This is a genomic window from Streptomyces sp. NBC_01428, assembly GCF_036231965.1.
GTDB lineage: Bacteria > Actinomycetota > Actinomycetes > Streptomycetales > Streptomycetaceae > Streptomyces.
In genome coordinates, this window is record NZ_CP109499.1 from 7790239 (window position 1) to 7809331 (window position 19093).

Sequence of the window (19093 nt, forward strand, 5' to 3'; positions counted from 1 at the left end):
CGGATGTCCTCCTCGAACACGACATCGGCGGGCGCCGCCGACGCCCCGGGCGGCCGGGCGGCCCCCACCGTCGCGGCCCCGGAGGCCCCCACCGTCGCGGCGCCGGTGCTCCGGCTGCGCGACATCGGCTGGACGGTCGGCGGAGCGACGATCGTCGACTCCGTCTCCTTCGACGTCCGACCGGGCGAGTTCCTCGCCTTCATCGGGCCCAACGGCGCCGGCAAGACGTCCCTGTTCAACCTGATCAGCGGGATCGGCCCGGTCTCCCGGGGCACGATCGAACTGGACGGCCGCGACGTCACCACGGAAGCCGCCTACGCCCGGGCCCGGCGCGGTCTCGGGCGCACCTTCCAGACCTCCAGCCTGTGGCCGGGGATGACGGTCGCCGACCACGTGCGGCTCGCGGCCCAGGCCGCCGAGGGCCGTTCGTACCGTGTCTGGCGCCGTGCCGGCACCTACCCGGAACTGGTCGACCGGGTCCTCGCCCGCACCCAGCTCGCCCACCGCGCCGAGTCCTGCGCCGAGGCTCTCTCGCACGGCGAGAAACGCAAGCTCGAACTCGCGGTCCTGCTCGTCGGCGAGCCCCGGCTGATGCTGCTGGACGAACCGATGGCGGGCGTGAGTGCCGAGGAGGTTCCCGCGCTGACTGCGCTCATCCGCTCGCTGCACAAGGAGGAGGGACGCACCGTGCTCATGGTCGAGCACCACATGGACGTCCTGCTGGAACTGGCCGACCGGGTGGCCGTGATGCACCACGGCACGCTCCTCGCGCTGGACACGCCGCAGGCCGTCATGGCCGACCCCACCGTCCAACAGGCCTACCTCGGGGAGGGGTTGTGACCCCGGCGCCCCTGCTGGCCGTACGTGGCCTGCGGGTCGTGATCGGTGGCGGGCACATCCTGCACGGCGTCGACCTGGAGGTCGCCGCCACGGGCACCACGGCGCTGCTGGGCCGCAACGGAGCCGGCAAGACGACCACGGTGCGCGGCATTCTCGGCCTCGTTCCGCGCACCGGAAGCGTGCTGCTGGCCGGGGAGGAGACCGTGCGCCTGGCCACACACGCCCTGGTGCGCCGGGGCGTCGGTTACGCGCCCGAGGACCGCGGAGTCTTCGCCGCTCTCACCGTGGCCGAGAACCTGCGCCTCGCCGAGCGGTCCGGTGCGGGCGAACCGGACTACGACCTGGTGCACGAACTGTTCCCCGAGCTGAGGCGCCGTGCGCGGCAGGCCGCCGGCACGCTGTCCGGCGGACAGCAGCAGATGGTCGCCATCGCCCGGACCCTGCTCAACGGCAACCGGCTGATCATCGCCGACGAACCCACCAAGGGGCTGGCGCCCAAGGTGGTCACCGAGGTCGCCCAGGCGATCGAGCGCGCAGCCGAGGCGGTGCCCGTGCTGCTCGTGGAACAGAACCTCGCCGTGGTGCGCCGCCTCGCCCGCACCTGCGTCGTCCTCGCCGACGGGCGCACGGCGCACCGGGGCTCCACCGACGACCTCCTCGCCGACGCCGAGGCGGCCCGTCGGCTGCTCGGTGTCGGCAGCGCGGGCCCCGGCGGCATCGCCGACCATGACGGTCACGGCCATCATGGCGGTCACGGCCACCATGGCGGTCACGGCGACTCCAGCGACCGCGGCGGTCACGGCGGCACCGTGAAGGTGCCCGTCCGTCCGTCCTTTCACAGCGCGGCGCGTCCCGCCGCCGGACTCCCGGAGGCGGACGCCTGATGCCCACGGTCGTACTGCTCACCTTCACCGGCCTCGGCCTGGGCGCCCTGTACTTCCTGGTCGCCTCCGGACTGTCGCTGATCTTCGGTCTGATGGACGTGCTCAACTTCGCCCACGGCGCCCTGCTGTCCGTCGGCGCCTACGGCACCTGGTGGGCCGCGTCCGGCCACCTGCCCGGAGCCGGACCGGGCGGGGCCGGGTTCGCGCTCGCCGTCGCCTTCGGCACCGCGGTGGGCACCGTCGCCGCCGTCCTGCTCGAACTCGCCGTGATCCGCCCGCTGTACACGCGACCGCGCGAACAGATCCTCGCGACGGTGGGCGTGGGTCTGGCCGTCCCGGCGCTGCTGTCCGCGATCTGGGGGTCCGACGCCCGGCCCTTCCCCGGACCGGAGGCACTCTCCGGCACCTTCGGCCTGCTCGGCGCCGAAGTACCGCTCAACCGCCTGGTACTGATCGCCGCCGCGCTGCTGGTGCTGACCGCGCTCCGGCTGTTCCTCGGCCGCACCCGGCACGGACTCGTCGTCCGCGCGGGAGTGGAGGACCGGGCGATGGTCACCGCACTCGGTATCGACGTGCGGCGCGCCTTCTCCCTGGTCTTCGCCATCGGCGGAGGGGCGGCGGCCCTCGGGGGTGCCCTCGGCGGCCTCTACTTCGGCTCCGTGGACCCCGAACAAGGCACCTCCCTGCTGATCTTCGCCTTCGTGGTCGTCGTGACCGGCGGCATGGGCTCGCTCACCGGCGCCGCACTCGCCTCGGTGGCCGTGGGCCTCGTCCAGCAGTTCGCCAACTACTACACCACCGCCGGACTCGGCGACCTCGCCGTCGTCGTCCTGCTCGCCGCCCTGCTGCTCGTCCGGCCGCGAGGGCTCACCGGGAGGCTCGCATGACCATCGTCACCCAGCCCCGTGGCCGACGGGCCCGCGCGGAGGACGGAAGCGGTACCGCCGGAGCCGCCCGACTACGGCGTGCCGTCCGCTGGTGGCCCGCCCTGCTGCTGGCGATCCTCCTGACCGTCCCCTTCAGCGCGCTGCCTCTGCCGGTCCTGCTCGAAGGTCCGATCGGCAGCCCCGGCAACCTTCAACTGCTGGCTCTGTGCCTGGTGTTCGGCGCGCTGGCCACCGGGTACGACCTGCTGCTCGGGCGTACTGGTCTGCTCTCCTTCGGGCACGCGCTGTACTTCGCCGCCGGCATGTACGTCACCGACATCGTGATGCTCGAAGCGGGCCTGCCGTTCGCCGTGTCCGCGCTGCTGGGACTCCTCGCGGGTGCGGCCCTTTCCGTCCTGCTGGGCGCGGTCGGTCTCAGGGTCGGCGGCATCGCGTTCTCCATGGTGACCCTGGCCTTCGCCCAGGCCGGCTCGATTCTCGTGCAGCGCGACCCCGGCGGCTTCACCGGCGGTGAGGAGGGCAGGGCGGCGCCCGCCGACGGGCTGCCCGCCTCGCTGGTGGGCATCCAGCACACCGCCGGCCTGTACTGGATCGCCCTGGCCTACCTCGTCCTCGTGCTGGCCGTCGTGCAGTGGGCGGTCCGCTCGCCCGTCGGCAGGGTCTGGGAGGGCATCAAGGAGAACGAACGCCGGGTGGAGGTACTGGGCCTGCGTCCGTACGGCTTCAAGCTGGCCGCCTTCGTCCTGGCCGGCACCCTGGCCGCGCTCGGCGGCATCGTGTACCTGCTGCTGACAGGCGGCGCCACTCCGCAGACGACCACCTCCGACTTCACCCTCTCCCTGCTGGTGATGGTGGTGCTCGGCGGTTCGGGAACCCGATGGGGTCCCATGATCGGCGGCATCCTCTACACCTGGGCCGACCATCGGCTCGGCGACCTGGCCGGCTCGGACACGGTCACCGCCCTGCCCGCCGTGGTGCGGGCGCCGCTCTCACAGCCGCTGTTCCTGCTCGGGGCGCTGTTCGTCGCGGCGATCTACCTGTTGCCCGGCGGCGTGGTGCGACTGCCGGCGCGGCTGCGTGCGGCCCGTACGACCCGTGCCCCCTCCGGCTCGGAGGAGGCGGTCACGGCATGAGCGACGCTCCCCGGGACGACGCCGTCGTCCGGAAGGACGGGGACGCACCGGCACGCGAGGAACTGCGGGTGCCGGTGCGCGGCGGCGAACTGGCCGTGTCGCGTTGGCCCGCCGGCGATCCCGCAGCGCCGGTGGCTCTCGCGCTGCACGGCATCACGGCCAACGGCCTGAGCTGGGCGCGCGTCGCCCACCATCTGGCCGGACGGATGACCCTGGTGGCGCCGGACCTGCGGGGGCGGGGTCGCAGCGGGCGCTTGCCCGGCCCGTACGGCATCGCCGCGCACGCCGACGACATGGCCGCTGTGGTGGACGAACTGGGCCTGGGAAAGGTCGTGTTGACCGGCCACTCGATGGGAGCCTTCACCGCGGCCCTGACCGCGGTGCGGCACCCGCACCTGACGACGGCCCTGCTGCTGGTGGACGGCGGGGTGGGCTTCCCCGTCCCGGCCGGGCTGAACCCCGACGAGCTGCTCACCGCGGTGATCGGCCCTGCCATGCGGAGGCTGTCGGCGACGTTCCCGGACCGCGAGGCCTACCGCGCCTTCTGGCGGCGGCATCCCGCCTTCGCCGACTGCTGGTCGCCGTGGGTGGACGCCTACGTCCAGCGCGATCTCGTGGGGGAGGAGCCCGAACTGCGCTCCGCCTGCAGCCTGGAGGCGGTCCGCGTCGACGGCGTCGACCAGTTCCGCGAGGAGGTGTCGGGCGCGGTGCGCCGGCTACCCCGGCCCGCGGTACTGCTGTGGGCCGAGCGCGGACTGATGGACGAGCCGCAGGGACTGTACGACGAGCGGCGGCTCGCCGCGGCGGGCCTCGACCCCGAACGGGTCCGCCCGCGCCTCGTCACCGGGACCAACCACTACACGATCCTCATCGGCGACGAAGGCGCCCGGGTCGTGGCACAGCACCTGCTGGACGCGGCCGCCGACCCGGGAACGGACGGGCGGGTCGACATGTCGTCAAGGTGACCGTGCGGCTACCGTCCGCGCGGTGCACGGGGGAGTGGTGGGGTCGACCCACGGCCGCTCCGGAGTGTGCCGCCGGCCGTCAGGCGCCGGACAGGAGGTGCAGACGCAGGGCGAGTTGGAGTTCCAGTGCTTGTTCGGGAGTGTTCCAGCCGGGGCCGAGGAGTGCCTGGACCCGGTCCAGACGCTGCACGACCGTGTTCACGTGCACGTGCAGGTCCTCCTTGGCCCGGGTCAGGCTTCCGCCGCAGTCGAAGTAGGCGCGCAGCGTGCGCACCAGCTGGGTCCCGCGCTGGGCGTCGTACTCCAGCAGCGGTCCGAGGGCCGTGGTGACGAAGCCGTCCACGTCATGATGGTCGCCCAACAGCACGCCGAGGAAGCCGAGTTCGGCGACGCTCGCCCCCTGCCCCGCACGGCCGAGCACGCGCAGGGCACGCAGACAGCGCACGCCTTCCGTGTGCGCGTCGGCGATCGCCCGCGGCCCGGCCGCCGGTCCGGCGCCGGCCACCGTGACCGGTGAGCCCACCAGTTGGCCGAGCTGCCCGGCGGCGAGGCGGGCCGCCTCCCCCGGACCAGCGCCACCGGGGGGAAGCAGCAGCACCACGGCCTCCTCGTGCTCCGCGCTGACACCTCCGCCCCCGAAGAGGTACTGCACGGCCGCGTCGGCGAGCCGGTCCCGTGCCTCACCGCCGGTCCGGGCGGCCAGCAGGATGTGCGGACGGTCGAGGTCGAAGCCGAGGCGCCGACCCCGGGCCACCAGGCCGGCCGGGTCACGATCGGGCGCGGTGAGCAGATCGGTGATCAGGTCTCCCCGGACCCGGTTCTCGGTCTCCGCGACCGACCGCCTCAGCAGGAGCAACAGGGAGGTCACGACGCTGCTCCGCTCGAAGAGACGCTGGTCGGGGCCGTCGAGATCCGGACGCCCGTACAGGACCAGACAGCCCAGCAGTTCCTGCCCCGCCAGCATCGCGCAGACCCACCGCCCGTCACGGAACACCGCGCGGGCCGCTGCGCGTGAGCTCTTCGCCGCCGCGACCAGGTCCGCCGCCTCCGCCGCGCCACCGCCGTCCTCCCCGCCCCCGGGCGCGCCACCCCCGTCGCCGGACGCGGCGCCGCCGTGCGCGCCGACCGCCGTGAGCGGCCGGCCGGAACCGTCGTGGACCGCGACGTCCCCCTTCAGCAGGCCGGCCACGGCGTCGGCCACGTCGGCCACGTCGCCGCCCCGCAGGACGAGATCGGTGAGCCGGTCATGGGACTCCTCGGCACGCTGGATGGCGGCGGAGTGCTCGCCGATCACGGCGTTGGCCTCGGCCAGTTCGGCCAGCGCGATCCGTGCGTCGGCCATGGCCTTGGCGGTGTCGATGGCGATGGCGGCGTGGTCGGCCAGCGAGCAGAGCAGCGCGACCTCGTCCGGTGCGAAGGTGCGGGGCGTGCGGTCCGCCGCGAAGAGCGCCCCGATGACCTGGCCGCCGCTTCCCGACCCCAGCAGCAGCGGCACGCCGAGGATCGCGACCAGGCCTTCGTCCAGGACTCCGGCGTCGATGCTGCCGGTGTGCAGGAAGCGGTCGTCGGTGCGGTAGTCCGGAGTGGCGTAGGGGCGGGCGGTCTGCGCGACCAGACCGCCGAGCCCCTCGCCCAGTTGCAGGCGGAGGTTCTGGAAGAGTTCGGACACCGAGCCGTCGGTGACCCGCATGAAGGTGTCTCCGGCCTCCTCGTCGGGCAGCGTGAGGTAGGCCGTGTCGGTGCCCAGCAGCATCCGGGCCCGCCGGACGATGGAGCGCAGCACCGCGTCGAGGTCGCGCAGGGCCGCCAGGTCACCGGCGGTGTCGAAGAGCGCGGTCAACTCGGCTTCCCGGCGCCGGTGTTGCCTCAGCGTGCTGTGCACGCGCAGCGCCGCTTCGGTGGCCTGCTCCACCTCCGCGAGATCCTCGGCCGTGGCACCGTTGCGGCGCGCCTCGGCGGCGACGGTCCCGAGTTCTTCGGCGGGGGCGCCCGCGGCGAGGAGTTCGAGCAGCCGGCGCAGATGACGGGCGGGGGACTGGGGCGTGTGCGACATGGGCGGGCAACCGTTGCGAGTCGGTGGGAGGAGTGAGGAGTGAGGTGGTCGGTGATGGGTGGAGTCGGTGGACGGTGGAGTCGGGTTACGGCCCGGGAGGGAACGCCCGGCGAGGGCCAGTGTCCCCCGGCGGGAGGACACCGACCCTCGTCGGGTGAGCGGTGCCGGACGGTCAGGCGGACGCGGCCGGCTGCTGTTCCGGGACGGGCCGCGCCACGGTGTCGTCCGGCTCGATGGCCGAGAGATCCCTGCCGCGGGTCTCCCGGGCGGCCACGACGGCGATCACCGTGACCACCGCGGCCAGACCGACGTACACCGAGATCGGGGTGGCGTTGCCGTAGGAGCTCAGCAGCGCGGTCGCGATCAGCGGGGCGGGTGCGCCGGCCGCGACGGAGGACAGCTGCGCCCCGATCGAGGCGCCCGTGTAGCGCATCCGGGTGGCGAACAGCTCCGAGAAGAACGCCGCCTGAGGTGCGTACATGGCGCTGTGGAAGACCAGTCCGACGGTGACGGCCAGCACGAGCGCGGGGAAGGACCGGGTGTCCAGCAGGGCGAAGAAGGCCCACGACCACAGGCCCACGCCGACCGCCCCCACCAGGTACACCGGCTTCCGGCCGATCCGGTCCGAGAGCGCGCCGAACAGCGGGATCAGGCAGAACTGCACGGCCGAGCCGATCAGCACGGCGTTGAGCGACGTCTGCTTGTCGATCTCGAGATGGCTGACGCAGTAGGTCAGGACGAACGCGGTGATCACGTAGTACGAGATGTTCTCGGCCATCCGCGCGCCCATCGCGACCAGGATGTCCCGCCAGTGGTGGCGCACGACCGCGACGAACGGCGGCTGCTCGGACCGCTGTTCCGCCTTGCGCCGCTCCGACTTCGCGAGGGCCTCCTTGAACAGCGGGGACTCGTCGACGGACAGCCGGATCCACAGACCGATCATGACGAGGACGGCCGAGAGCAGGAACGGCACGCGCCAGCCCCAGGAGTTGAACGCCTCGTCGCTCAGCACGGTGGTCATCAGGGAGAGCACTCCGACGGCGATCAGGTTGCCTGCCGGTGCGCCGGCCTGCGGCCACGATGCCCAGAAACCGCGCCTGTTGGCGTCCCCGTGCTCGGAGACCAGCAGCACGGCGCCACCCCACTCGCCACCGAGGGCGAAGCCCTGGACCAGCCGCAGGGTGGTCAGCAGCAGGGGAGCCGCGACGCCGATGGTGTCGTAGCCGGGGACACAGCCGATCAGCGCGGTGGACAGGCCCATCATCAGCAGGCTGACGACCAGGAGCTTCTTGCGTCCGAGGCGGTCGCCGAAGTGACCGAAGACCACGGCGCCGATCGGGCGGGCGGCGAAACCGATGGCGTAGGTGAGGAAGGACAGCAGGGTGCCGGTCAGCGGGTCCGACTCCGGGAAGAACACCCGGCCGAAGACCAGGGCGGCGGCCGAACCGTACAGGAAGTAGTCGTACCACTCGATGGTGGTGCCGATCAGGCTGGCCGCGACGATCTTGCGCAGACCGCCTGGCGTCGCGGATGTGCCTGGGTCGTTCACGGCGTTGTGAGCGCTGGGCATGGTTGTCACCGTTTTCGGGATGGGGAGGGGAGCGGAACCACCGGGCCCGGTCGACGCTGGGGACGAAGGGAACGGGCCCGGGGAGTCTGTTCGGTGCGAGGCGACGGCGAGGGAAGTGCCGTTCGGACCGCCGCCGCGGCGGGAACCGTCATCGGCCGCGGGTGAGCCGATGTGGTGCGCGGTCAGTGGGCCGTCCAGCCGCCGTCCAGGGGGATCGACGTGCCGGTGATGTAGGCGCTGCGTTCGGTGCACAGCCACAGGGCCGCCTCGGCGACCTCGGGCGGTTCGATGAGACGCTTGATCGCGGTGCGGTCCAGGAAGACCTGGTCCACCACGTCCGCGGCCGGAATGCCGTGGGCGAGCGCCTGTTGGGCGATCTGCTCCTCGACCAGCGGGGTACGGACGTAACCCGGACTGATGCAGTTGCTGGTCACGCCGTGCGGGGCGCCTTCCAGGGCCACCACCTTGCTCAGGCCCTCCAGCGCGTGCTTCGCCGTGACGTACGCCGACTTGTAGGCGCTGGCCCGAAGGCCGTGCACGGACGAGATGTTGACGACCCTGCCCCACCCCCGCGCGTACATGTGGGGCAGCGTGCGGCGCAGGATGCGGAACGGCGCTTCCACCATGACCCGCTGGATCAGCGCGAAGCGCTCGGGGGGGAACTCGTGCAGAGGGGCGACATGCTGCAGGCCCGCGTTGTTGACCACGATGTCGGCGTCGTCCGGCAGCGCGTCCACGGCCTCGGCCTCGGAGAGGTCGGCCACGACGGCCGTGCCACCGATCGCCTCCGCCACCTCCTTGGCCGCCTCGCCGGCCCGGTCCACCACGTAGACCTCGGCGCCGGCCGCGGCGAAGCCGTCGGCGCAGGCCCGGCCGATCCCGCTGGCGGCACCGGTGACCAGCACTTTGCGGCCGGTGAGGAAGCCGGTCGACGCCAGACCGGACGCGGCGGTGTCACCGGGCCCGTGATGCTGAGGTGAGCCCTCGTCGGAGCTCTTGGTGCTGTCCATGGCGGACCACGGTAGGGAGGAACCACGCCGCCAGACATGTGGGTCGCCGACATACTTTCGCGCCGGGGAATGGACCCCAACACCACGTGATGACGGCGGGCCGTGCCCGGACATCGTCCACCCGCCCGTCTGAGCGCCCGCCCGTCTGAACCACCGCACGGGCGCGGTTGCTCCGGCCGGTTCGTCCCGCCCGGCCCGGGTCATGTCACAGCGTCACCGCCGACACCATGGGTGGACGAGCCACGCCGGGTAGCGCGGTCCTGGCTGTCCCTCACATGTCGCGGCGCCGTGCGCCGGTCGTACGGTCCGCTTCCAGCACGTCGGTACGACAGCGGGCCGGCCGCGGACACGTGCCGCGGAGACCGGCCGAAGGAACGGGTGCGGGGCGCGACCCGGCGGGGTGGGACCACCGGCACCGCGCCGCGTCCCCGCCCCCACTCACCCCAAATCACCCCACCCCACCCGACCCCACCCTCCCCATCACTCATCGGAGCCGCATCATGCTTCACTCCACCTGGCGTGGATTCCTCCGGCGCTGCGCGTCGGCCGCAGCACTGGGCGCCGTCGTCGCCGGCCTGGGCGTCGTCGGCCCTGCCGCGTCGAGCGCGGCCGCCGCGGGCACCCTCCAGCAGGTCACCGCCTTCGGCTCGAACCCCGGCAACCTGGCGATGTACGAGTACGCCCCGTCCACCCTTCCCGCCGACGCACCGCTGGTGGTCGCCCTGCACGGCTGCACCCAGTCCGCGAGCGACTACCACGCCCACTCCGGCTGGCAGAAGTACGCCGACCTGTGGGGCTTCGCCGTGGTGTACCCGCAGACCGGCTCGGCCAACAACAGCCTGTCCTGCTTCAGTTGGTTCGACGCGGCCAAGGACACCCGGGCCAAGGGCGAGGCGGCCTCGATCAAGCAGATGGTGGACACCGCCGCGGCACAGTACGGATCGGACCGCAGCCGCGTCTTCGTCACCGGGCTGTCCGCCGGCGGCGGGATGACCGCGGACCTCCTCGCCGACTACCCGGACGTGTTCGCCGGCGGATCGGTCGACTCCGGTCTCCCCGCGCAGTGCGCCACCACGCAGGCCGCCGCCTCGGGCTGCCAGTACAGCGACCAGAACCTCACCCCGAAGCAATGGGGTGACAAGGTCCGCACCTCCTACCCGGGCTATACGGGCCCCTGGCCGCGGGTCGCCATCTGGCAGGGCTCCTCCGACACCACCGTCGCCCCCGTCAACGGCACCGAACTGCGCGACCAGTGGACCGACGTCTGGGGCATCGGGCAGACCGCGTCCAGTACCCGGAACCTGACCGGCGGCACCACCGAGAGCATCTACGACGACAGCACCGGCAAGCCCGCCGTCGCCCTGTTCTCCGTCTCCGGTATGACGCACGGCCTCGCCGTGAACCCCGGCTCGGGAGCCGACCAGTGCGGCAGCACGGGGACGTACTACCTCAACTCCATCTGCTCCAGCTACCACACGGCGAAGTTCTGGGGCCTCGACGGCAGCGGTGACCAGGGAGGCACCGGTTCGCTGCCCGCCCCGTCCGGCCTCAAGGTGACCGGCACCACGGACACGGCCGCCTCGCTGTCGTGGACCTCCGTGAGCGGCGCCACCACCTACAACGTCTACCGCGGCGGCACCAAGGTGGCCTCCACCACGGGGACCACCTACACCGACGACGGCCTCTCGGCCGGGACCTCCTACGGGTACACCGTCGCCGCCGTCGATTCCTCCGGGGCCGTCGGCGCGACCTCAGGGTCCGTCACGGCGACGACGACAGGCTCCGTACCCAGGTGCTACACCGGCAACAACTACCAGCAGGTGCAGGCCGGCCGCGCCCACCAGAGCGGCGGCTACACCTACGCCAACGGCTCCGCCCAGAACATGGGCCTGTACAACGTCGCCGTCACCCACACCCTGAAGGAGACCTCCCCGGGCTACTTCGTCATCGCGGACGCGGGCTGCTGACGCGGTTGAGCGAAACGGTGGGCGTCAAGGGCACCTGACAGAGAACCACCGGGTCAGGTCCCTTTGCCGCTGCATGGAAGCAGGTTGTTCGCGGTGTCCGCGACACGGCTGACCGGCCGACGGCGTCACGTCGTCATGCGCTGGTGGGCGGCCCCGGAATCCGTTGGTTGTAGCGGCGTGCCGCCCGGTCGTTGAGGCCGCTGCCCAGCCGACGGGCCTTTTCCGTCCACGAGGTGGCCGGGCGATCGATGGCGTGCCCTTGCGCCATTCCGTCGTCCGCGGACTCGCCGACGGTGCCGTCCGCCGACGGGGACCGAGGGAGAAGCCGGGCAGCGAGTCCGCTGAGCCGGGTGACCGTGACCGGCGCCACGCCGTGCGCCACCGACGCGACCCGTGCCGCAGGGGTGAGCACCACGCGGGTCCGGCGCTTCTCCAGGGCCTGGACGATGCGCTCCGCCGCGCGTTCGGCGTCCATGGAGATCACGGGTGCTCCGGACAGAGCGGAGAACCAGGCGAACTCCTTGGACGACCGGCCGCCGAATTCGGCCTGGAGATGCGAGCCGGTGCGCATCAGGCCGGGATGGACCGTCGTCACGCTGAGGCCCTGGCCGGCCGTCTCGGCGCGCAGTCCCTCGCCCAGTGCACCGACGGCGGCCTTGGCGCATGAGTAGGGGAGCAGGTGCGGAACCGCGAGCAGCCCGCCGACGGAACCGATGAGGCACAGGCGGCCTCCTGCCTCGCTCATGCGCAGGTGCGGAAGGGCCGCCATGGCCGTGTTCACGGTGCCACCGAAGATGCTGGCCATGGCGTCTTCGAAAGCCTCGTTGTCGAGCGATTCGACCGGAGCGACCTGGATGACCCCCGCATTGGCGACGACGACGTCCAGCCTGCCGCGCCGCGCCTCGGCCTGCCGGACCATCGACTCCACCGCGTTCCGGTCACGGACGTCGCACACCGCCGTGGAGACGCTTCTCCCGGTCTTCTCTGCGACCCATTCGGCGCCGCGTCGCAGTTCGTCCTCGTCGCGAGCCGCCACGGTGACCTGGCAGCTGCGCTGTGCCAGACGTGCGGCCAACAGCAGTCCCAGCCCTCTGGACCCACCGGTGACCAGTGCGGACAGGCCATCCAGGTTCGATCGGCTTGACGTGTGTGTCACGTGTTCTCACCTCGCTCGTCGAAGGAGCCTCGAGTACCCGCATCGCGTGCGCGCAGACGAGGTGACCCTGCACTCCGGCGCGGCGCCTGGATCCAGGGCGCTTCGCTAGGCCCCGCCGATGGCCCTCCGGTAGGCGACGTGCCCGCCCAAGGCGCCGCTGACGGCGATCGCTGTCAGGCCGGCCAGCGACCACAGCTTCCCCTTCGCGGAGCGGCCACGTAGCCGGGCAGCCAGGGATCCGGTGTAGAGGGCCACCGCCGCCACGTTGGTGACCGCGTGGGCCAGTCCGACCCGGGCCTGTTCGGGCGGCAGATCGGCCCAGTCGGTCCAGCCGGAGACGGCGGCGGGGGCGATGCCGGCGAGGCCGACGGCCGTGAGGATGGTGGGCGCGCTCCGGACGGCAGGCTTCGGCACGACGTCGAGCACGGCGGCCGACAGCCAGCAACCGATCGGTACCTGCACCAGGACGGGATGCACCGGGTGCCCCAGCGGCCTGCCGCGCAGGAGATCGCGTACGTCGCCCAGAGGAAGAGAGCGGATTCCGCGCTGAAGAGCCCGGATGGCCGGGTCCGCCACGGTCGAGCGCTCGATACGGCCCAAGGCGGTCAGCCACGCCTCTGACGGCGGGGACGGGCTGAAGGGGCTTCTGGATTCATCCGAGATGGGGGAGAGAGGTGGGTTCATGGAGAACGCGTACCCGTCATGACAGCTCCGTCCCACCGCGGTGCAGGCCGATCTCCCAGCCGCCCGGACATCGGCCGGCCGCCCGACTGCGGCATGCGTCCGCTCTCAGCCCCTCGATGGCCGGGCGGCCCGACCTCTGTGTGCACGACGAGATGCGGGTATCGCCTGCCTCCGCCGATGCCTGATGGCCCTTCCCGAGGTGCGGTATGTCGGATATGCACAAGACTTAACCCCATGGCAGAAGAGCGTCGCCCTCGCGCAAAGAAATCCTCGACGGCCACCGCGCGCCGCCCACGGGCCGTGAAAGGAGCCGAATCCGCTGCTCGTGCTGCCTCCCGGAGCCTCGAGGGCCTGATCGGCCACCCGACCGAGGGCGTCACGGCCGTCGGACGGGAGGACGACGGCTGGCGTGTCGTCGTGGACGTGCTGGAGCTGCCGCGCATCCCGGACACGACGAGCCTGCTGGCCTCGTACGAAGTCCGGATCGACCAGGACGGCGAACTCGTGGAGTACCACCGGGTCCGCCGCTACCGGCGGGGATCCGCCGACGACTGACCCAGTCTCCCGACGACCGGAAGGACGTTCCATGTCCGCGACCACCTACTCCGACGAGGTAGTGGCTTGCCCACCTCGCGCGGGCACGTTGTACGACGTGCTCGAGCTCATCCTTGACCGGGGCATGGTGATCGACGTGTTCGTCCGGGTCTCCCTGGTCGGCATCGAGATCCTCAAGATCGACGCACGCATCGTGGTGGCGAGTGTCGACACCTATCTGCGTTTCGCCGAGGCATGCAACCGCCTCGACCTGGAGCGGGACTCCGGCAGCACGACCATCCCGGAACTGCTGGGCGGGGGTGCGGCAGGCGCCGCCAAGTCCATGGGCAAACGCAAGGTGCGCGAGGCCGCACACAGTGTCGGCGACACGGTCCTCAAGGCCGTCGGAGGCAGGGACGACGACGCCGACGAGCCCGACGAGGACGAGGAGGAACACCGGGAGCACCCGAGGAAGCGTCGCCCTCCGGTCCGCAGCAGCAGTGCCGGCCGCCGCCGACGCTCCGCGGAGGCGTGAGTCGTGAGCGACGACGCCGGTCTCTACGTCTACGCCATCACTCGCGCGGGAAGGCCGCTGCCGTCCGGTACGTCGGGCGTCGGCAGCCCCGCGGCGCCCGTACGGTCGATCCGGCAGGGACGGGTGGCGGCGGTCATCAGTGACGCCCCGTCCAAGTTGCGCGCCAGGCGCCGTGACCTGCTGGCCCACCAGGACCTTCTGCTGCGGCTCTCGGCCCGGGGTCCGGTCCTTCCGATGCGCTTCGGAATGGTTGCCTCGGACGAAGAGACGATCCGCAGCCAGCTGGCGGCCCGCGAGGCGGACCACCTGGTGGTGCTGGAGCGCCTCGCGAACGCGATCGAGGTGAACGTCAAGGTGCTGCCCGCGCAGGACGCGCTGGCGAGCGTCGTCACCGAGGACAAGAACGTACGCCGCCTGCGGGACAGTCTGCGTCGGCAGCCGGGGTACGAAGCCAGCCTGCGGCTGGGGGAAGCCGTCGCGGCGGCCCTGGACAGCCGGGCCCTCGACGCGGGTCGGCACGTTCTGCAGGAGCTCGCCCCCCGGGCGAGAGCGGTGGCCCAGGGCCCCGACGTCCAGGGTTGCGTTCTGAACACCTCGTTCCTCGTGCCCCGAGCAGACAGCGAAGCCTTCCTGACGCTGGCGCGAAACATGGCCCACGAACACCGGAACCGGCTGCAACTGCGCCTTTCGGGGCCACTGCCCTGCTACAGCTTCGTCTCCGCGGACCGTGTCCCCGTCCGAACGGCTGGAGTCTGAGATGGGCCTCATCAGTGGACTCCTCACCCTGCCCATCGCACCCGTCCGGGGCGTCGTCTGGGTGGCGGAGAAGCTCAATGACGCAGCGGAGCGTGAGCTGCACGATCCAGGAGTGCTCCGTACGCAGCTGGCCGTCCTGAACCAGGAACTTGAGGACGGCGCCATCAGCCTGGAGGAGTTCGAACGAGAAGAGGAACGGCTGCTCGACCGGCTCCATGCCGCCCGACTCCGTTCCACACCGACGGATCGAAGGTGACGCACTCATGGACGAGAAGGACAAGGTGGCTCTTGCCGCCGCTGTAGTGGGCGGTTACGTGCTGGGCCGTACCAAGAAGGGCCGGATGGCCCTCTCCATCGCTACCTACCTGGCCGGCCGTCGATTCGGCCTGGAGCCGCGTCAGTTGGCGGCCGAAGGCATGCGCCGTCTGACAGAGATCCCGCAGGTGGCCGAGTTGCAGGAGCAGTTGCGCGGAGAGGTGCTGGAGGCGGGCCGCAAGGCCATGGCCGCCGCGGCCGAACGCAGCATGGGGACGCTTGCCGGTGCCATCAGTGAGCGCACGGCGCTGATCGGCGCGAAGCCGGACGAGGAAGAGGACGAAGAGGAGTACCCGGAGGACGAGGACGCCGAGTACGACGAGGAGGAAGAGGAGGACGAGGAAGAGGAGGACGGCGAACCGGAGGGGGAGTACGAGGACGAGGAAGAAGAGGAAGAGGAGGAGGACGAGGAGGACGAGGAGCCGGAGGGCGAGTACGAGGAAGAGGAGGAGCCTGAGGAAGAGGAAGAGGAAGAGGACGAAGAGGACGAGGACGAGGAAGAAGAGGAAGAAGAGCCGGAGGAGGAGCCAGAGCCCAAGCCGCGTCGGCGGAGGGCTGCTCCCCAGCGCGAAGAGAGCGACTCCGGGTCGCAGGGGAAGGCCGCAGGCCGCAAGTCGGCGCCGGCGAAGAAGTCGGCGGCGAAGAAGACCGCTCCTGCCAAGAAGACCGCTCCTGCCAAGAAGGCTGCTCCTGCCAAGAAGGCTGCTCCTGCCAAGAAGGCGGCTGCGAAGAAGGCGCCGGCCAAGAAGGCGGCCGCGAAGAAGGCGCCGGCCAAGAAGACACCCGCCAAGAAGGCGCCGGCGAAGAAGACGGCGGCGAAGAAGACCGCTCCCGCGAAGAAGACAGCAGCCAAGAAGACGGCGGCGTCCAAGCGGACCGCATCCAAGAGCGCCAGTCGTCGGAGGTAGACCGCTATGGCCAAGACGGAAAGCGACCAGCCCGCCGAGGCATCGGGTGTGGACCAGATTCGCGAAGAGCTGACGAAGTTCCTGTCCAAGCAAGTGGAGCACCTTGCCGAGAAGGCCGGGGGGAAACTGACCGACCTCACCGGACAACTGACGGACGCAGCCGACAACGGAGGCTCCCTTCCCGCGATCGGATCACGCATCCTTCAGGGTGACTCGCCGGTGAAAGCCTTTGTCTCGGAGAAGGCCAAGGGCGTCAAGGACAACGTGGTCGACAAGGCGAAAAGCGCCTTCGGGGGAGGTGGTGGCAAGGGGAAACGGAAGTCCAGCGGCGGCAAGGTCATGAACATCGACGAGGTTCTCGACATCGGAGTACCTCTGCGGGACGCCTACGACTACTGGACGCAGTACGACCAGTTCAGCAGCTTCGCGAAAGGCGTCCAGGACGTCTCGAAGGGCGACGAGCTCGAGAGTGACTGGAAGGTGAAGGTCGGACCGTCGACACGCAGCTTCAAGGCGTCTGTCCAGGAGCAGATCCCCGACGACCGCATCGTGTGGACCTCCGAAGGCGCCAAGGGCACCACCCGCGGGGCGGTCAGCTTCCACGAACTGACCCCCACGCTGACGCGCGTCGTCCTGGTCATGGAGTACTACCCGGCCGGGTTCTTCGAGAAGACCGGCAACCTCTGGCGTGCTCAAGGCCGCCGCGTACGCCTCGACTTCAAGAACTTCCAGCGGTACGTCACGCTCGCCACCGAGGAACCCGAAGGCTGGCGAGGCGAGATCCGCGACGGGGAAGTCGTGGTCTCGCATGAGGACGCCGTGGAGGAAGAAGAGGCGCAGCAGGAGGAGTCGGAGGGCGACGAGCCCGAGGACGAGTCCGAGGAGAGCGCCGACGACGCTTACGAGGACGAGGACGAGGACGAGGACGAGCCCGAGGACGGAGAAGAGCCGGAGGACGAAGAGGAAGAGGAAGAGGACGAGGAAGCGGAGGAGGCCTACGACGGCGAGGACGAGCCCGAGGAAGAAGAGGAAGAAGAGGAAGAAGAGGAAGAAGCCGAGGATGAGGACGAGGACGCAGCGCCGCCGAAGCGCGGACGGAGGCGACGTCAGTGACTGATGTCGACTTTCGGCAGGAGCAGTATCCCGCCTCCGGGCCTCAGGCGAACAACCTCGCCGACATCCTCGAACGCGTCCTGGACAAGGGCATCGTGATCGCCGGAGACATCAAGATCGACCTCCTCGACATCGAACTGCTCACCATTCGGCTCCGCCTGTTCGTGGCATCCGTCGATACGGCGAAGAAGGCCGGAATCGACTGGTGGGAGTCCGATCCTGCCCTCAGCTCCCGTGCTTCTCGCGACGCCCTGCACGAGGAGAACCGCGAACTGCGTGAGCGTCTCCGGGCGCTCGAGTCCGGGACGGCGGAGGAGTAGGGACGCCGCCGGACGGTGTGCACCGTCTGAAAGATCAACCAGCGACGATCGAGGAGAGCCGACGTACATGAGGCAGCACGACGCTGAGGGTCCCGACGCCAACGCCACCTATGTGTTCGCCGTCTGCCGCGACCCGGACCCGTCGTCCTGCGCCGGCCTGCCCGGAGTGACGCACGAGGCGCCTGTCAGGCTGCTGGCGCTGGACTCCTTCACAGCGATCGTCCAGACCGTCCGAGCCCGTGACTTCACCGACGAAGCCTGGCAGAGCCGTCTGTCGGACCAGCGGGAACTCGAACGATACGCACGCGCGCACCATGACGTCGTCTCGGCGGTCGCGGCTGCCTGCCCCACCGTTCCGCTGCCGATGGCGACGGTCTATCACGCGGATGAACGGGTCCGGGAGGCTCTGGCGAAGGAGACGGATCGGTTCCGCGCCGCGCTGAAACGGATCGCTCACCACGCCGAATGGGGTGTGAAGGTGTACGCACCCCCGGCTGCTACGGCTGCTACGGCTGCTACGGCTGCTACGGCTGCTACGGCTGCTACGGCTGCTACGGCTGCCACGGACGACGCGGACCGGCGCACCGGTCGGCCGGTCGTCCCAACGGACCGAGCGCGCCCGGCGGCAGGAGCGGGCCTCGCGTACCTGGAGCGCAAGCGCGGTGCGCAAAGGCTTCGTGAGCGGAGTCAGGAAGATGCTCTGAGGACGGCCGAGACGGTGGATGAGCAGGTCGGGCGGCTCGCCACCGTGTCCCGCAGGCTTCGACCGCACCCTCAGCCGTCGACGGACCGGAGGGTCCAGATCCTCAACGCCACCTATCTCGTGGCGGAACACCGCTCCGAAGAGCTCGCGCTGCTGACCCGAACACTGCGGGAACGTACCGGCGCGGAGATCGAGCTGTCCGGACCCTGGGTGCCCTACTCCTTCGTCGGCGAGGTGTAGGCCGTGACGCACAACCCGGTTTCCTGGGACAGCCCAGGTCCATTGAACGGGCCCATCGGCGTGCCGCTCGTCGACCTCCTGGATCGTGTTCTGGCAACAGGCGTGGTGGTCAGTGGGGACCTGGTCATCGCCATTGCCGACGTGCCGTTGGTACGGATTTCGCTCCACGCCCTGCTGTCATCCGTCAACGAACGTGTCCCGGCCCCCTGGGCAGACAGCGGGCCGCTGTGACGACCCCGCGACTGGACCTCGACCGTGACCAGATGGGACGCGATCTGGTGGCGCTGGTGCTCACCGTGGTCGAGCTGCTCCGGCAGCTGATGGAACGGCAGGCGATCCGCCGAATCGAGCAGGGTGACCTGAGCGATGAGCAGGCCGACGAGATCGGGACGACGCTGATGCTGCTCGATCAACGCATGACCGAGCTCTGCGCACAGCACGGTGTGAACCCCGAGGATCTCAATCTCGACCTCGGCCCGCTGGGAACGCTTCTGCCCCGAACCTGACGGTGTCCCGAAGG

At 70.8% G+C, this 19093-nt stretch carries 20 protein-coding genes and 1 pseudogene; 16 read left to right on the forward strand and 5 right to left on the reverse strand.

What is annotated here, in order from left to right; genetic code table 11:
• The first annotated feature begins 3 nt into the window (after nt 1-3).
• The 5 genes and pseudogenes from OG406_RS33905 to OG406_RS33925 all read left to right on the forward strand — a co-directional run bounded on the left by OG406_RS33905 (nt 4) and on the right by OG406_RS33925 (nt 4709).
• Complete coding sequence (locus OG406_RS33905) at nt 4-840, forward strand: ABC transporter ATP-binding protein (RefSeq protein ID WP_329189421.1); 837 nt, start codon at nt 4-6, stop codon at nt 838-840.
• Nucleotides 837-1538 (forward strand): annotated as a pseudogene (locus OG406_RS33910) (ABC transporter ATP-binding protein); the annotation flags it as partial. The gene OG406_RS33905 and the pseudogene OG406_RS33910, both read left to right, overlap by 4 nt.
• Before the next feature lie 185 nt (nt 1539-1723).
• Complete coding sequence (locus tag OG406_RS33915; protein WP_267050128.1) at nt 1724-2611, forward strand: branched-chain amino acid ABC transporter permease; 888 nt, start codon at nt 1724-1726, stop codon at nt 2609-2611.
• Complete coding sequence (locus OG406_RS33920) at nt 2608-3744, forward strand: branched-chain amino acid ABC transporter permease (RefSeq protein WP_329189423.1); 1137 nt, start codon at nt 2608-2610, stop codon at nt 3742-3744. The genes OG406_RS33915 and OG406_RS33920 overlap by 4 nt, the downstream gene beginning before the upstream one ends.
• Nucleotides 3741-4709 (forward strand): alpha/beta hydrolase, encoded by a 969-nt coding sequence (locus OG406_RS33925; protein ID WP_329189426.1) that lies wholly within the window; start codon nt 3741-3743, stop codon nt 4707-4709. Before OG406_RS33920 ends, OG406_RS33925 begins: the two co-directional genes overlap by 4 nt.
• A 79-nt stretch (nt 4710-4788) precedes the next feature.
• Here OG406_RS33925 and OG406_RS33930 read toward each other — a convergent pair whose 3' ends face one another.
• The 3 genes from OG406_RS33930 to OG406_RS33940 all read right to left on the reverse strand — a co-directional run bounded on the left by OG406_RS33930 (nt 4789) and on the right by OG406_RS33940 (nt 9342).
• Nucleotides 4789-6762 carry a helix-turn-helix domain-containing protein gene (locus tag OG406_RS33930; RefSeq protein ID WP_329189427.1) on the reverse strand — a complete coding sequence of 658 codons (1974 nt, stop codon included), beginning with the start codon at nt 6760-6762 and terminating at the stop codon, nt 4789-4791.
• Nucleotides 6763-6934: 172 nt separating this feature from the next.
• Complete coding sequence (locus tag OG406_RS33935; RefSeq protein ID WP_329189429.1) at nt 6935-8332, reverse strand: MFS transporter; 1398 nt, start codon at nt 8330-8332, stop codon at nt 6935-6937.
• 182 nt (nt 8333-8514) lie between these two features.
• Nucleotides 8515-9342 carry a 3-hydroxybutyrate dehydrogenase gene (locus tag OG406_RS33940; protein ID WP_266611645.1) on the reverse strand — a complete coding sequence of 276 codons (828 nt, stop codon included), beginning with the start codon at nt 9340-9342 and terminating at the stop codon, nt 8515-8517.
• A 500-nt stretch (nt 9343-9842) separates the two neighbouring features.
• On the opposite strand from OG406_RS33940, the gene OG406_RS33945 reads away from it, so the two are divergent.
• A complete protein-coding gene (locus tag OG406_RS33945; RefSeq protein ID WP_329189432.1) occupies nt 9843-11309 on the forward strand; it encodes an extracellular catalytic domain type 1 short-chain-length polyhydroxyalkanoate depolymerase in 1467 nt (488 codons plus the stop codon).
• A gap of 133 nt (nt 11310-11442) precedes the next feature.
• Here the strand turns inward: OG406_RS33945 and OG406_RS33950 are convergent, their stop codons facing one another.
• A complete protein-coding gene (locus OG406_RS33950) occupies nt 11443-12438 on the reverse strand; it encodes an SDR family NAD(P)-dependent oxidoreductase (RefSeq protein ID WP_329191065.1) in 996 nt (331 codons plus the stop codon).
• Nucleotides 12439-12570: 132 nt separating this feature from the next.
• Nucleotides 12571-13149, reverse strand: coding sequence for a DUF2231 domain-containing protein (locus OG406_RS33955; protein ID WP_329189434.1), 579 nt, complete (start codon nt 13147-13149; stop codon nt 12571-12573).
• Nucleotides 13150-13383: 234 nt separating this feature from the next.
• On the opposite strand from OG406_RS33955, the gene OG406_RS33960 reads away from it, so the two are divergent.
• From OG406_RS33960 to OG406_RS34005, 10 genes are all read left to right on the forward strand, one after another.
• Nucleotides 13384-13704: a gas vesicle protein GvpO gene (locus OG406_RS33960; RefSeq protein ID WP_081223070.1), complete on the forward strand. Its 321-nt coding sequence runs from the start codon at nt 13384-13386 to the stop codon at nt 13702-13704.
• A 31-nt stretch (nt 13705-13735) separates the two neighbouring features.
• Entirely contained in the window at nt 13736-14218 is a 483-nt protein-coding gene (gene gvpJ, locus OG406_RS33965) for a gas vesicle protein GvpJ (RefSeq protein ID WP_164374696.1), read from the forward strand.
• Nucleotides 14219-14221: 3 nt separating this feature from the next.
• Nucleotides 14222-14974, forward strand: coding sequence for a GvpL/GvpF family gas vesicle protein (locus tag OG406_RS33970; RefSeq protein WP_164374695.1), 753 nt, complete (start codon nt 14222-14224; stop codon nt 14972-14974).
• A 1-nt stretch (nt 14975) separates the two neighbouring features.
• Nucleotides 14976-15230: a gas vesicle protein GvpG gene (locus OG406_RS33975; protein WP_164374694.1), complete on the forward strand. Its 255-nt coding sequence runs from the start codon at nt 14976-14978 to the stop codon at nt 15228-15230.
• Between the two features lie 7 nt (nt 15231-15237).
• Nucleotides 15238-16197 (forward strand): histone protein, encoded by a 960-nt coding sequence (locus OG406_RS33980; protein ID WP_329189438.1) that lies wholly within the window; start codon nt 15238-15240, stop codon nt 16195-16197.
• Nucleotides 16198-16203: 6 nt separating this feature from the next.
• Nucleotides 16204-17310, forward strand: coding sequence for an SRPBCC family protein (locus OG406_RS33985; RefSeq protein WP_329189440.1), 1107 nt, complete (start codon nt 16204-16206; stop codon nt 17308-17310).
• The gene (locus tag OG406_RS33990; RefSeq protein WP_329189442.1) at nt 17307-17630 is read left to right on the forward strand and encodes a gas vesicle protein; all 324 of its coding nucleotides are present in this window, start codon (nt 17307-17309) and stop codon (nt 17628-17630) included. Before OG406_RS33985 ends, OG406_RS33990 begins: the two co-directional genes overlap by 4 nt.
• Before the next feature lie 67 nt (nt 17631-17697).
• On the forward strand, nt 17698-18573 hold the full coding sequence (locus OG406_RS33995) for a GvpL/GvpF family gas vesicle protein (RefSeq protein ID WP_329189444.1): 876 nt from the start codon (nt 17698-17700) through the stop codon (nt 18571-18573).
• Nucleotides 18574-18576: 3 nt separating this feature from the next.
• A complete protein-coding gene (locus OG406_RS34000; protein ID WP_329189446.1) occupies nt 18577-18804 on the forward strand; it encodes a gas vesicle protein in 228 nt (75 codons plus the stop codon).
• On the forward strand, nt 18801-19079 hold the full coding sequence (locus tag OG406_RS34005; RefSeq protein WP_164374688.1) for a gas vesicle protein K: 279 nt from the start codon (nt 18801-18803) through the stop codon (nt 19077-19079). Before OG406_RS34000 ends, OG406_RS34005 begins: the two co-directional genes overlap by 4 nt.
• Nucleotides 19080-19093: the final 14 nt, after the last annotated feature.